The sequence below is a fragment of the Streptomyces sp. NPDC006476 genome (assembly GCF_040612015.1).
Lineage (GTDB): Bacteria > Actinomycetota > Actinomycetes > Streptomycetales > Streptomycetaceae > Streptomyces > Streptomyces griseorubiginosus_B.
The window spans coordinates 67279-79344 of sequence record NZ_JBEXPK010000016.1; the positions used below are offsets into that span (position 1 = coordinate 67279).

General features: G+C 71.3%; 13 protein-coding genes. 7 read left to right on the top strand and 6 right to left on the bottom strand.

The window, feature by feature from the left end; all coding sequences use genetic code 11:
- Positions 1–219: 219 nt before the first annotated feature.
- Positions 220–714, bottom strand: coding sequence for a PaaI family thioesterase (locus tag ABZZ74_RS19640; RefSeq protein ID WP_356766496.1), 495 nt, complete (start codon positions 712–714; stop codon positions 220–222).
- 93 nt (positions 715–807) lie between these two features.
- Here ABZZ74_RS19640 and ABZZ74_RS19645 point away from each other — a divergent pair, with 93 nt between their 5' ends.
- The gene (locus ABZZ74_RS19645) at positions 808–1281 is read left to right on the top strand and encodes a helix-turn-helix domain-containing protein (protein ID WP_356766498.1); all 474 of its coding nucleotides are present in this window, start codon (positions 808–810) and stop codon (positions 1279–1281) included.
- Positions 1282–1286: 5 nt separating this feature from the next.
- On the opposite strand, the gene ABZZ74_RS19650 is transcribed toward ABZZ74_RS19645, so the two are convergent.
- Positions 1287–2483, bottom strand: coding sequence for an acyltransferase (locus ABZZ74_RS19650; RefSeq protein WP_356766500.1), 1197 nt, complete (start codon positions 2481–2483; stop codon positions 1287–1289).
- A 191-nt stretch (positions 2484–2674) separates the two neighbouring features.
- On the opposite strand from ABZZ74_RS19650, the gene ABZZ74_RS19655 reads away from it, so the two are divergent.
- The 4 genes from ABZZ74_RS19655 (at position 2675) to ABZZ74_RS19670 (ending at position 5473) form a co-directional block, all read left to right on the top strand.
- Positions 2675–2923, top strand: coding sequence for a hypothetical protein (locus ABZZ74_RS19655; RefSeq protein ID WP_208779198.1), 249 nt, complete (start codon positions 2675–2677; stop codon positions 2921–2923).
- A gap of 11 nt (positions 2924–2934) precedes the next feature.
- Positions 2935–4110: an SPFH domain-containing protein gene (locus tag ABZZ74_RS19660; protein ID WP_356766502.1), complete on the top strand. Its 1176-nt coding sequence runs from the start codon at positions 2935–2937 to the stop codon at positions 4108–4110.
- Between the two features lie 74 nt (positions 4111–4184).
- Complete coding sequence (locus ABZZ74_RS19665; RefSeq protein ID WP_356766504.1) at positions 4185–4472, top strand: DUF1905 domain-containing protein; 288 nt, start codon at positions 4185–4187, stop codon at positions 4470–4472.
- Positions 4472–5473 (top strand): glycoside hydrolase family 43 protein, encoded by a 1002-nt coding sequence (locus ABZZ74_RS19670; RefSeq protein ID WP_356766725.1) that lies wholly within the window; start codon positions 4472–4474, stop codon positions 5471–5473. The genes ABZZ74_RS19665 and ABZZ74_RS19670 overlap by 1 nt, the downstream gene beginning before the upstream one ends.
- A gap of 247 nt (positions 5474–5720) precedes the next feature.
- On the opposite strand, the gene ABZZ74_RS19675 is transcribed toward ABZZ74_RS19670, so the two are convergent.
- Positions 5721–6800: an endonuclease/exonuclease/phosphatase family protein gene (locus ABZZ74_RS19675; protein WP_356766506.1), complete on the bottom strand. Its 1080-nt coding sequence runs from the start codon at positions 6798–6800 to the stop codon at positions 5721–5723.
- A gap of 23 nt (positions 6801–6823) precedes the next feature.
- Positions 6824–7465, bottom strand: a complete 642-nt coding sequence (locus ABZZ74_RS19680) for a M15 family metallopeptidase (protein ID WP_356766508.1) — start codon at positions 7463–7465, stop codon at positions 6824–6826.
- An 87-nt stretch (positions 7466–7552) separates the two neighbouring features.
- On the opposite strand from ABZZ74_RS19680, the gene ABZZ74_RS19685 reads away from it, so the two are divergent.
- Both ABZZ74_RS19685 and ABZZ74_RS19690 read left to right on the top strand, forming a co-directional pair.
- Complete coding sequence (locus ABZZ74_RS19685; RefSeq protein ID WP_356766510.1) at positions 7553–8248, top strand: response regulator transcription factor; 696 nt, start codon at positions 7553–7555, stop codon at positions 8246–8248.
- Between the two features lie 10 nt (positions 8249–8258).
- Positions 8259–9344: a HAMP domain-containing sensor histidine kinase gene (locus ABZZ74_RS19690; protein WP_356766512.1), complete on the top strand. Its 1086-nt coding sequence runs from the start codon at positions 8259–8261 to the stop codon at positions 9342–9344.
- Here ABZZ74_RS19690 and ABZZ74_RS19695 read toward each other — a convergent pair.
- A complete protein-coding gene (locus tag ABZZ74_RS19695) occupies positions 9319–10719 on the bottom strand; it encodes an acyl-CoA reductase (protein ID WP_356766514.1) in 1401 nt (466 codons plus the stop codon). The genes ABZZ74_RS19690 and ABZZ74_RS19695 overlap by 26 nt on opposite strands.
- A complete protein-coding gene (locus ABZZ74_RS19700; protein ID WP_356766516.1) occupies positions 10716–12059 on the bottom strand; it encodes a hypothetical protein in 1344 nt (447 codons plus the stop codon). The genes ABZZ74_RS19695 and ABZZ74_RS19700 overlap by 4 nt, the downstream gene beginning before the upstream one ends.
- Positions 12060–12066: the final 7 nt, after the last annotated feature.

Here is a 12066-nt window from a genome sequence, read left to right on the forward strand (position 1 = left end):
GTGAGGCAGGCTGCGTCTAAGCGGGAAGAACATGCGGCTGCCGGTCGCGTGGGCCGGCACGCGGTCGGCCGGAGCGCACACGGCCGCCTCGGGCGTCCGGCCGCCGGAACCACGGTTGGCACCGCCCAGCACCCGCCCTCGCGCCGCAACGGCCAGTGCCTCGGCCTCGAGATCTGTTGCGACGACACTGGCCGTGACCGAGGAAGGAACCGTCGGGCTTCAGGCGGCCGGCACGGGAAAGAGCAGGCAGCTGCTCGTCGCGTGGGCGAGGAGGCGGTCGGTCGGGTCGAGGAGCTTCGCCTCTGCGAGGGCGGTGCGGCGGCCGCTGCTGACGACGCTGCCGACGGCACGGACCTTGCCCGTCTCGGCCGTGACCGGGCGCAGGAACTTCACCGTCAGGTCCAGCGAGGTGTAGGCCATGCCCTGCGGCAGGATGGACTGCACGGCGCAGCCGGTCGCGGAGTCGAGCATCGTGGCGTAGACGCCGCCGTGGACGCTGCCGATGGGGTTGTAGTGCTCTTCTCCCGGCTCCAGGGAGAACACAACGTGCCCGTGGTCCACCTCTTCGAGGGCCATGCCCAAGGTGGCGGCGATCGGCGCGGCGGGCAGGCGCCCGGCGAGGATCTCCCGCAGGAACTCCAGCCCCGAGCCGCGTCCCACGGCTCCCGCCGAGATCGCGGGATCCTCCCAGTCGTACGTCCGCGTGCGTTCCATGCGCCTGCACCATCTCCCTGACTATTTCCCCCGAAGCTAGCCGTGCGCCGAGCTGACTGTCAATGACAGAGTCAGGGGCCTACCATGGCCGCTATGAAGTGGCTGGAGATGAGCACGGAGAACTGCACCGTCCAGCGCACGCTCGACCTGGTCGGCGAGAAGTGGACGCTGCTGATCCTGCGGGACGCCTTCAACGGAGTGCGCCGTTTCGACGAGCTGCGCCGCCATGTCGGTCTCTCGGACGCCGTCCTCTCCGACCGGCTGCGCAAGCTGGTCGCCGCCGGGATCCTCAACACGGTGCCCTACCAGGAGCGGGGCAGCCGGACCCGGCACGAGTACCGGCTCACCCCCAAGGGCCGCGATCTGTGGCCCGTCCTCGTCGCGCTGCGCCAGTGGGGCGAGACGTACGTCGCCAATCCTGAGGGCCCGGTCATCGAGATCCGGCACCGCGACTGCGGCGCCCCGGTGCGGGTCGTGGTCGAGTGCCCCGAGGAGCACACCGCCCTCGCCCCCACCGAGGTCACCGTCCACCCGGGACCGGCCGCACGGCCCGTGCCGCAGCCGTAGGCGCCCTACCGTTCGAGTGCGGGCCGCCCGACGGCGGGCCGCCTGCGCAGCAGCAGGCTTCGCGCCGGTACCTCCACCGCCTCGTACAGCACCCAGGCCAGCCCCAGCGACACGGTGAACGCGACGGCCGTGGTGACCAGGCCCGCGGTCACACCGAAGCGCGGGGAGGTGCCGAGCAGGCTGGTCGCGCCCCGCAGGACCAGCAGGTGGATCATGTAGAAGGCGAAGGACAGCTCCCCCAGTCGCACCAGCCACCGGCGCCGCCACAGCGAGGGCAGACCGCGCAGGTCCGCGACGGCCGCGGCCGGGATCAGCAGCGCGAAGCCGATGACCGTGCAGGTCGTGGCGGGGTAGCCGGAGGTGACCTGGGGCACCAGGAAGTAGCCGATGACCGCCAGGGCCAGCGAGGCCTCGAGACCGGGCCCGCGCCAGCGGTCGAGCAGCACCAGCCGGGCCACGGCGGCGCCGATCACGAACTCGGGCAGCCGGGCGGCCGGGAAGGAGTACAGCGGCTGGTCCGCCCAGTGGTGCGCGTCCGCCCAGGCCAGCACGAACACCGCCAGCAGCGCGAGCCCGGCCAGGGCCGCCGAGCCCCGGGCGCCGAGGCGGCGCAGCAGCAGGGCGAGCAGGGGGAAGGTGCCGTAGAAGAACGCCTCGCAGGCCAGCGACCAGCTGACGGGGTCGAGGGTCTGCCACCAGGGGCGCCACCAGGAGTGCACCAGGAGGGCGTTGGCCAGGCCCGCGGTGAGGGTCGGTCTGTGCTGGTGGGCCAGGGTGAGGGCCATGACGAGGGCGACGGCGGCGGTGACCAGGTGGACGGGCAGGATGCGGGCGACGCGGCGTCTGAAGAACGGCCATGCGCGGTCGCCGGGCCGCGCGGACCACATCAGGACGAAGCCGGAGAGCACGAAGAAGAACGACACTCCGTTGGCTCCGGCGCCGAAGGCCCACGTCATCACGCGCTGGCCGGTGCCGTCGAAGTAATGGAAGTTGTGCACGTGCAGTCCGAAGACCAGCAGCGCGGCGATCCAGCGCAGTCCGGTCAGCGACGGCAGCGTGGGCGCCGCGGCGGGGCGGGGAATCCTGTTCTTCGGTGTGCCGGTGGTCTCGGTGCCGGTGGTCTCGGTGGCGGTGGTCTCGGTGGCGGTGGTCTCGGTGGCGGTGGCGGGCGGTGTCCCGGGCGCCCTGGTCGCCGTCGTCATCGGGTCGCCCTTCCGGGGATGTGCGTACGGGGCATGAAAGGGAGCGTTGCCTGTTCGTCATCTTCCAATCGGTCCCGTGGACAACGTCACACCGATGGCTCTGGTTACGAGATCCGTCCTGGTGTTAGGCAGCGGTTACCGGTGGGTCTATCGTCGGAATCGTGGGCCACAGCGTGGGAGGTCGGCCGGTGATGCCGCAGGACGAGGCCGTGATCGGCTGCATCGGGAAGGTGCTCATCGGGACTCGGGGAACCGCGGGTCCCGGTGAGGTCCTGGTGCCGGTCCGGGGCGGCTCGGAGACCTTCATAGCCTGGTCCGACGAACCCTTGCCGACGGGGGCGACGGTGCTCGTGATCGAGTCACGTGGGTGTCGTGAGGTCGGCGTCATCGAGTGGAGGGATCCACTCGGAGCGATCGGCGACCGTGCCGACGCGGACTGAGGAGTAACAGAATGTTCGGTTACCGCGTTCCCGCTCCCGACGAGGCGATGCTGATCTCGGGTGGCAGGCGGGGACTGGGGGGCGCGCCGTTCCGGGTGGTGACGGGGCACGGGAAGTTCGTGCTGCCGTTCTTCCGAAAGACCCGTTTCCTCACGCTGGCGATGTGCGAGTCCGAGGTCACGGAGACGTGTGTGACCCGGCAGGGCATCGCGTTGAACGTACGCGCCGTCATCGCGTTCAAGGTCGGCAACGACACCGAGAGCATCATCAACGCCGGGCAGCGTTTCCTCTCGGACCAGGAGCAGATGTCGGTGCTGACCGGCCGGATCTTCGCCGGTCATCTGCGGGCCATCATCGGCTCGATGACGGTCGAGGAGATCGTCACCGAGCGGCAGAAGCTCGCCGCGGAGGTGCTGGACACCTCCAAGACCGAGATGGCGAAGATCGGTCTGATCGTGGACTCGCTGCAGATCCAGTCGATCGACGACGGCGACGCCGGCTACATCGACGCCATGTCCGCGCCGCACCGGGCGGCCATCCAGCGGCAGGCCCAGATCGCGCAGGCGCAGGCCACCCAGACGGCGGCCGAAGCGCAGCAGGAGGCGGCGCGCAAGCAGGCCGAGTACGCCCGGCAGACAGCCGTCGTCCAGGCCGCGTACTCGGCCGAGGTGGACCGCGCGCAGGCGCAGGCCGCGCAGGCCGGACCGCTGGCGCAGGCGCACGCCCAGCAGGAGGTGCTCGCCGCGCAGACCGAACTGGCCCAGCGGCAGGCCAAGTTGCGCCAGCAGCAGCTGGTGGCGGAGATCGTGAAGCCGGCCGAGGCGGAGGCCGAGCGGATCCGGCTGCTCGCCCAGGCGGACGCGCAGCGCATGAAGATCCAGGCCGAGGCGGCCGCGTCGTACGACCGGGTGGCGCTGGACCGGATGCTGATCGACCAGCTGCCGCAGATCGTGAAGGAGGCCGCGGGCGGTCTCGCCGGCGCCAACGTCAACGTCCTCAACGGCGCGGACGGCCTCGGTGAGATCGCCGCCGGTCTGGTCTCGCAGGGTCTGACGATCCTGGACTCCGTCCGGCAGAACCTCAGCGGCGGACAGGACGGCGAGAGCCGCCCGTCCGGCAACGGCGTGCTGGAGCTGCGCGCGAAGAACGAGCGCAAGTCCGACGACGGTCCGGTCAACGTCGACTGATCCGCTCCGAGGTCCCCGTCCCGGCGGGGACCTCGGCGTACTCTGGCCCCCTCTCGAGAAGCGGAGCTGAGTGCGTGGAACTCGCCTTCACGGGCCGGGTGATCGAGTGGCGCGGCCCGGCGCCCTACTACTTCGTGTCCGTGCCGGACCAGGAGTGCGCCGACATCCGCGAGGTGGCCGCGCTGGCCTCCTACGGCTGGGGCGTCATCCCGGTCGAGGCCCGCATCGGCGGGACCGCCTTCGCCACCTCGCTGTTCCCCAAGGACGGCGGCTATCTGCTGCCGCTCAAGAACGCCGTCCGCGTGCCGAGCGGGCTGTCCGCGGGAGACGACGTGGCGATACGGATGACGGTACGGCTGTGATGCTGCTTCCCGACATGCCGCTGCACGATCCGTTCGTCGTCGCCGACGACACGTCCCGTACGTACCACCTGTACACGTCCAACGACCCGTCGGTGTCGGGTGTGGAGGGCGTGGGCACGATGGTGTATCGCAGCCGCGACCTGCGTGAGTGGCAGCGGCCCGTCGTGGTCTTCCTGGCCGGCGAGCAGCCGGGGATCTGGGCGAGCGACGGGGGTTGGGCCCCGGAGGTCCGTCCATGGGACAGCCGCTACTACCTGTTCACCACCCTGCACGACGAGAACAGACCGCTTCCCGTCCCCCCGCCCAACCGGTGGGGCACGCCCTTCCAGCTGGCCAACCACATGCGCGGCACGATCACCGCCGTCTCCGACTCGCTCCTCGGTCCCTTCACCGTCGTCGACGCGTCCCGCCCCACCCCGCCCGCGCACCTCATGACCCTCGACGGCACGCTGCACGTCGATCCGTCCGGACAGCCCTGGATGGTGTATGCGCACGAGTGGCTGCAGACGGTCGACGGCACCATGGAGGCGATCCGGCTGGCGCCCGATCTGTCCCGGCCGATCGGGGACCCTGTCTTCCTGTTCAAGGCGTCGGACGCGTCCTGGCTCGGCGGGCAGATCCCGGCCGGCGTGCCCGCTCAGCTCCCGCCTTACATCACCGACGGCCCCCAGCTGTACCGCACGCCCGACGGCTCGCTGCTCATGCTGTGGTCGACGTACGAGAAGAACACCGTCGGCCCGGACGGGAACATCAGCGGCGGTTACGTCCAGACCTACGCCGTCTCCAAGTCCGGTGACCTGACCGGCCCTTGGGAACAGCACCGGCCACTGGTCCGGGACGACAGCGGGCACGGCATGCTCTTCCGCACCTTCGAGGGCGAGCTGATGATGATCCTGCACCGCCCCTTCGACAACGCCCGCGGCAAGCTGTACGAGATGCGGCTGCACGGCCATGAGCTGCGCGTGCTGCGCCAACGCACGGACCTCGACGGCGGCGGGTGAGCCACTGCGTTTCCCGGCGGGCCGCGGCCGATGAGGCACTTCGGTCCGCGGTGGACTCCGGCGGGACAGCGGGGCGTGGTGACCCCGGGCGCCTGCCGGCGCGGCGCCCCGCAGGCAGCCCACGACCACACCCTCGGCGGCCGGGCGAAGGGCCGGCGCCGGCCGGGCTCCCCGCGGGCGACGGTTCCGACGGCGCGGGGACGACCGACCCGGCCGGGGCGGCCCGAGAGTGCCCCGGCCGGGTCGGTCACCAGCTCACCCGCGCCGCCACCGGCAGGTGGTCGCTGCCGGTGGCCGGGAGCACCCAGGCGCTGTCCGGCCGCACTCCCCTGACCAGGATCTGGTCGATGCGCTCCACCGGGAACCTCGCCGGCCAGCTGAAGCCGAAGCCGGCTCCGGCCTCGTCCTGCGCCGAGCGCAGCTGAGATGTGAGGCCCGCGAAGGCGCGGTCGTCCATGGTGCCGTTGAGGTCGCCGAGCAGCACCACCCGCCGGGTGGGCTCGTCGGCGACGGCCCTGGCGAGCGCCTGCGCGCCTCTGTCCCGCGAGTCCGTCCAGAAGCCGACCCTGGGGTTCACGCGCACGGACCCCAGGTGGGCGACGTACACCGCCAGCGGCCCCTGCCGGGTGGTGACCGTGGTGCGCAGTGCCCGGTTGTAGGTCAGTTTCTCGGCGGCCGGCTTGGTGGCCGCCAGCGGCCCGTAGTCGGTCGCGATGTCGACCGGCCGGGTGTCCGACAGGGGCAGCCTGCTCCACAGCCCGACCGTGCCCAGCACCGTGTGGTACCGGTAGGTCTTCGCCAACTCCTTCTCGTACGTGCCCCGGTCCTGGTCGGTGATCTCCTCCAGGGCCAGCACGTCGGCGCCGGAGGCGGCCAGGTCACGGGCGGTGGCGGCCGGGTCGGGGTTGTCGGCGGCGACGTTGTGGCTGACGACAGTGAGGTCGCCGCCCGGGTGGGACTTGTCGGTGAGCAGTCCGCCGAAGAGGCTCAGCCACACCGTGACGGGAAGCAGCAGCGCGGTCACCGCCGACAGGGAGCGACGCCAGAGCGCGCCGGCGAGGAGCACCGGGACGAACAGGCCGAACCACGGCAGGAACGTCTCCACCAGGCTGCCGAGATGGCCGATCCGGTTCGGGATCCTCCCGTGCAGCAGCATGAGCAGACCGAGCAGCAGCGCCAGCGCCGCGAGCACCGGGCCGCGCTTCCAGGGCTCCGGCCGGGAGCAGCCACGGATCGCCCGGCGGACGCCCGCGCGCCAGGGACCGGGGCCGGTGTCCGCGTGGTCGGGGCCGGTCCGTCCGGTCCCGGTCGTGTCGACCTGCGTCATCGTCGGTCCTCGCTCGCTGTCGGTCACTTCTGCATCCTGGGGTCCTGGGTGGGGTCGGAGTACATGTGCGGGCAGCCGTGGGCGACGGCCTCGGGCCGCAGTTCGTAGTGCCAGGGTTCGTTGCGGTAGATCCGGCACAGCCCGTACGCGGCGCCGTGCTCGGACAGCCATGCCGTCGCGTCGGAGGGTCCGATGTCGACAGCGTCCCCGGAGACATGCGGGGAGGTGGCCGCGGTGGCGACCCAGCGGGCGGCCTCGGCCTCGGAGCCGTACTTGGCGACCGCCTCGCCGAGCAGCCGGTTCTGGTAGGCCGCCGAACGCCAGCCGCTGTTGACACGGAACTCGAGCCCGTCGTCCCCGGCGTCCGTGGCGGCCCGGCGGAGGGCCTTGAGCAGGTCCGGGTCGAGCCTGGCCACCGCGGGAACCGTGTCGTCGAAGACCGTCACGCCGTCGGGGACGACACCGTCCGCCTCGCCCAGCGCGCCGCCATGGCGGCTGAGACGAGGAACCGACAGTGACGCGTCCGAGGAGGAGGACGCGGACCCGGGTAACCGGTAACAGAGGGCTGCGATGACGGCGGACAGGACGACGGCGGCGACGACGGCCGCGAACAGCCAGTGGATCCGGTGTGTCGAGGTGCGCGCTGATGGCGGGGTTCCAGTCATGCCGCCAGTCAAGGCGGCGCGGTGTTGCCGGCCCGTATGCGGTTTTCGATATGCCGGCGATATGCCCCGGCTCCTAGCATCGAGAGCATGCGTGTGCTGATCGTGGAGGACGAGCCCTATCTGGCGGAGGCCATCCGCGATGGTCTGCGCCTGGCGGCGATCGCGGCCGACATCGCGGGGGACGGCGACACCGCTCTGGACATGCTGCGCGTCAACTCCTACGACATCGCCGTGCTCGACCGGGACATCCCCGGACCCTCCGGTGACGAGATCGCGAAACGGATCGTGGCCTCCGGCAGCGGCATGCCGATCCTCATGCTGACCGCGGCCGACCGTCTCGACGACAAGGCCTCCGGGTTCGAACTGGGCGCCGACGACTACCTCACGAAACCCTTCGAACTCCAGGAACTCGCGCTCCGGCTCAGAGCACTCGACCGCAGACGCGCGCACAACAGGCCCCCGGTGCGGGAGATCGCGGGTCTGCGGCTGGACCCGTTCCGCAGGGAGGTCTACCGGGACGGCCGCTATGTGGCGCTGACCAGGAAGCAGTTCGCGGTGCTCGAGGTCCTCGTCGCCGCCGAGGGCGGGATCGTCAGCGCGGAGGAACTACTGGAGCGGGCGTGGGACGCGAACGCCGACCCGTTCACCAACGCCGTGCGGATCACTGTCTCGGCGCTGCGCAAGCGACTCGGCGAGCCCTGGGTCATCGCCACCGTGCCGGGCGTCGGTTACCGCATCGACCCGCAGGCGGAGGCCGGACACGAGGGGGCGGGCCATGGATAGGGCGCCGGGGATGAGCGTCCGCCTCAAACTCACGCTCAGCTACGCCGGGTTCGTCATGGTGGCCGGAGTTCTGCTGCTCATGGCCGGGTGGGTGTTCCTGATCCGGGTGCCCCACATCGGGCTGATCATGGATCCCAGCTACCAGGGTGCCGTGCTGCGCGCTTTCGCTCCGATCGCGGCCGTCGTGCTGGGGTTCCTGCTGGTGTTCGGTCTCGGGGGCGGGTGGTTCCTCGCCGGCCGGATGCTGGCCCCCCTGACGCGGATCACCGACGCCACCCGTACGGCCGCGAACGGGTCGCTCTCGCACCGGATCCGGCTGCCGGGCCCGACGGACGAGTTCCGTGAACTCGCCGACGCCTTCGACACGATGCTCGCGCGGCTCGAGGCGCACGTCGCCGAGCAGCGCAGATTCGCGGCCAACGCCTCGCACGAACTGCGCACCCCGCTGGCGATCTCCAAGACCCTGCTCGACGTGGCCCGCACCGATCCGGACCACGACACCGAGGAGATCATCGACCGGCTCCACGCCGTCAACACCCGGGCGATCGGTCTGACCGAGGCGCTGCTCCTGCTCAGCCGCGCCGAGCAGCGGTCCTTCAGCCGGGAGGACGTCGACCTGTCCCTCATGGCGGAAGAGGCGACCGAAACCCTCCTCCCCCTCGCGGAGAAGCACGGCGTCACCATCGAGACCTACGGCGAGATCGCCCCCACGACCGGCTCGCAGGCGCTGCTGCTGCAACTGACCACGAATCTCGTGCACAACGCGATCGTCCACAACCTGCCGGAGAAGGGCACTGTGTGGGTCACCACCGATGTCCGCCCCGGGACCGTGGTCCTCACGGTCGAGAACACGGGCGACACGCTCACCCCGGAGCTGGCCTCGACGCTCACCGAGCCGTTCCGGCGCGGCACCGAGCGCGTTCACACCGACCACTCCGGCGTGGGCCTCGGCCTGGCCATCGTCAGGACCATCGCCGAGGCCCACGACGGGACCCTCACCCTCGCCCCGCGCTCCGCGGGCGGGCTCCGGGTCGCCGTGGAGCTGCCCTCGCGGGCTTCCGCCGGGGTCGTCACTCGTCGTTCACCCAGCGCATGAGCCGCTGCAGCGGGTAGAAGCCGTCGTGGGAGAGGCCCGGTGGCATGCCGCCCGCCCCGCCGAGGGACACCACGCGCTGGACGCCGGCGCAGGCGAGAGCGTCGCGCAGCCCAGCCTTGCGGGCGTCGGGGTACACGCCGACCGTCTGCGTGGCGACCCCCGCGTGCATGACGGCGTCGGTCAGCGCGGCGACCGGGACGACGTTGACGATCTTTCCGTCCGGGTGGAAGTCCACCGGTTCCGGGGAGCGGATGACCAGACCCGTGCCGTCGTAACCGCCCCACACCCGATAGTCGGGCGCGAGGGAGCGCAGTACGTCGATCTCCTCACGCAGTTCCGCGGCGACCCGCGGGCCGCGCTCGGAGCTGAACTCCCTTGCCACGCCCAGGCGTTCGCACAGCAGGGCGGCATAGCGGTCGGCGTCCTCGGGTGATCCCTCGATGAACTGGAAGCGACTGGCCACGCACGCCTGCTGGTTGAAGAAGGTGGCGTCGGCGGCCCCCGCCTCCGCGGCCTCGGCCAGGCTCTCGGGGGACGCGAAGGCCTCGCGGCCGATCAGCGAGATGGAGGTCTTCGGGTCGAAGGAGACCAGCTCGAAGCCCGGGCCGACGTAGCGCAGCGCCCCGCGGATCGTGCCCTCGCCGCCCCAGGCGACGAGCTTGTCGAAGAACTGGGGGCGGAACAACACGCTCTCCACCGCCTCGTCGCCACCGCGCCAGTAGGCGGCGGAGAATGAGCGCACCACGGGATGGCCGGGGGCGACGGAGGCCATCGTGCGCAGGATCGCGGTCGCCGTGAACAGGTCGTTCGAGGGGAGTTTGAGCAGGTTGACGCCCTTGGTGAGGGCGCCGCGTACCACGGACATCGCGGCGACGCCGGGAGCGTTGCCCGCGATGATGTGCACCAGGCGTGGCGGGTAGGCGCGGGTGGCCGCGACCCGGCCCTCGGGCAGGCGCACCTCGCGCCAGCCGTCGAGAACGTCGGCGCCGCCGAGTTCATGGTCGATCTGGGCGTACAGGGCGGGGCGGCGGAAGCTGCGCCACAGCACGGCGTAGGCGCGTTCGAGGACCTCGGCGGGGAGCGGGCTGACGGCTGTCATCCGCTCCAGCGCTTCGGCGAGCAGGCCGTCCCGGTCCGCCTTGAGGGCGTCGCCGGTCGCCACCAGCAGGTCGACGATCTCGGCGGTGGGTGTCTGGAAGGCGGGCCCCGGCTCGGTGCGGGGCCACACGAGGCGGTCCAGGTCGAGGGCGGGTGCGGTGAAGGCGGCTCCGGGGCGACCATGGGTGACGTGCGGGCCTTCGTCGACCTCGCCGCGGATGACATGGACCACGGCCACCGGGGCGGCCGCGGTGCTGTCGAGGGTGGTGCCGGTCATCCGTGGATCATCCCTCGCACATAGGAGTCGAGTGTCGCCGCGCAGGTGATCTTGTCGTCGCCGCCGAGGTCGCCGTAGCGCTGGATGTCCGGCAGGACGGCGGGGCCCGGCCGGCCGCAGTCGCAGGGCGAGAAGTCGACGAAGACCCGGTCGCCGCTGATCAGTCCGCCCCAGCGGCCCTCGAGGGAGACGTCCAGGAAGGCGAACCGGCCCTCCACCACGCCGTGTTCGGGGTTGAGCAGGGTTTCGCCCTGCTGGTCGAGGACGAGCGGGATCACCCACGGCGGCACGTGGTAGTGGCCCTTCTCGCAGGCGAGGCAGGAGCCCTGGAGTTCCGTCATGCCGTAGCTGCGCACCCGCCGTACGCCGTCGTAGAAGGCGGCGAACTGCCGCTGGTAGTCCTCGGGCAGGGCACGGCCCTTGTTGCCGCCGCCGCTGAGCACCAGCGTGTCCGGGTGCAGGCCCCCGTCCGGGACGCCACGGGCGCGCAGGGCCTGGATCAGGGCGAACTGCTGGTTGTTCATGCCGGCGATGAGCAGCGGTTCGTCGCGGTGGGCGGCGATGTCGTCGACGATTGCGCTCACGGCCGCGTCCATCTCCGCCTCGCGGGCCTCGGAGGCGGTCTCGTAGGAGCTGATCTCCTGCGGGGTGGCGGTGCCCTCGGCGATCCTGCGGCGCAGCAGCGCGCTGCTCATCAGTTCCGACACCCGCAGCGGGTCGTCGGTGAGCAGTCGGGTCTCGCCGGCGCGGGCGAAGACCTCGGCGTGCCACCGGAAGCCGTCGATGGAACGCATGGGGCCGCTCGCGGGGGCGAGCAGATAGCCGCGTCGGGTGGGTTTCGGCGGCAGGGGGTCGGGCCAGCAGGTGAGGTGCTCCAGGATGTCGTGCAGGAAACTCAGGTCGCTCGCCGCGCAGTTGAGGAAGGAGACCTTCCCGGAGGTGCCGCTGGTGATGTACGGGCGGTGGCCGGCGGCCGTGATCCGCTCGGTCCACTCGTCGATGTCGCGTACACCGTCGACGTCGACCTCCCCGGGTTCGACCGTGGAAACGGTCGTGTACCAGCGCAGCAGCCGGTCCCATCGGCCGGCGGTGATCAGGGAGACGGGGTAGGACTTGTAGCTGGTGTGCGAGAAGAGCAGGGGGACGAGGTCGTCGAGGGCCGTGACCTCGCTGACGCCGGTCTCCTCCGCGCGGGTGCGCAGCAGCGGGATGCGCTCGCGGTGGGCGGTGAAGGCCTCCCGCGCGGCTTCGAGCTGCAACTCCCTCGTCTCTTCGGTTGGTTGGTCGAAGGTGTCGCCGGACAGGACCAGGGATCGGATCTGTGCGCGTGCGCCGGACACAGCACCC

Bases quoted from the DNA above. Each gene is read 5' to 3' on its own strand.
- ABZZ74_RS19640 (WP_356766496.1), bottom strand. From the start codon at position 714: ATGGAACGCACGCGGACGTACGACTGGGAGGATCCCGCGATCTCGGCG.
- ABZZ74_RS19645 (WP_356766498.1), top strand. From the start codon at position 808: ATGAAGTGGCTGGAGATGAGCACGGAGAACTGCACCGTCCAGCGCACG.
- ABZZ74_RS19650 (WP_356766500.1), bottom strand. From the start codon at position 2,483: ATGACGACGGCGACCAGGGCGCCCGGGACACCGCCCGCCACCGCCACC.
- ABZZ74_RS19655 (WP_208779198.1), top strand. From the start codon at position 2,675: ATGCCGCAGGACGAGGCCGTGATCGGCTGCATCGGGAAGGTGCTCATC.
- ABZZ74_RS19660 (WP_356766502.1), top strand. From the start codon at position 2,935: ATGTTCGGTTACCGCGTTCCCGCTCCCGACGAGGCGATGCTGATCTCG.
- ABZZ74_RS19670 (WP_356766725.1), top strand. From the start codon at position 4,472: ATGCTGCTTCCCGACATGCCGCTGCACGATCCGTTCGTCGTCGCCGAC.
- ABZZ74_RS19675 (WP_356766506.1), bottom strand. From the start codon at position 6,800: ATGACGCAGGTCGACACGACCGGGACCGGACGGACCGGCCCCGACCAC.
- ABZZ74_RS19680 (WP_356766508.1), bottom strand. From the start codon at position 7,465: ATGACTGGAACCCCGCCATCAGCGCGCACCTCGACACACCGGATCCAC.
- ABZZ74_RS19685 (WP_356766510.1), top strand. From the start codon at position 7,553: ATGCGTGTGCTGATCGTGGAGGACGAGCCCTATCTGGCGGAGGCCATC.
- ABZZ74_RS19690 (WP_356766512.1), top strand. From the start codon at position 8,259: ATGAGCGTCCGCCTCAAACTCACGCTCAGCTACGCCGGGTTCGTCATG.
- ABZZ74_RS19695 (WP_356766514.1), bottom strand. From the start codon at position 10,719: ATGACCGGCACCACCCTCGACAGCACCGCGGCCGCCCCGGTGGCCGTG.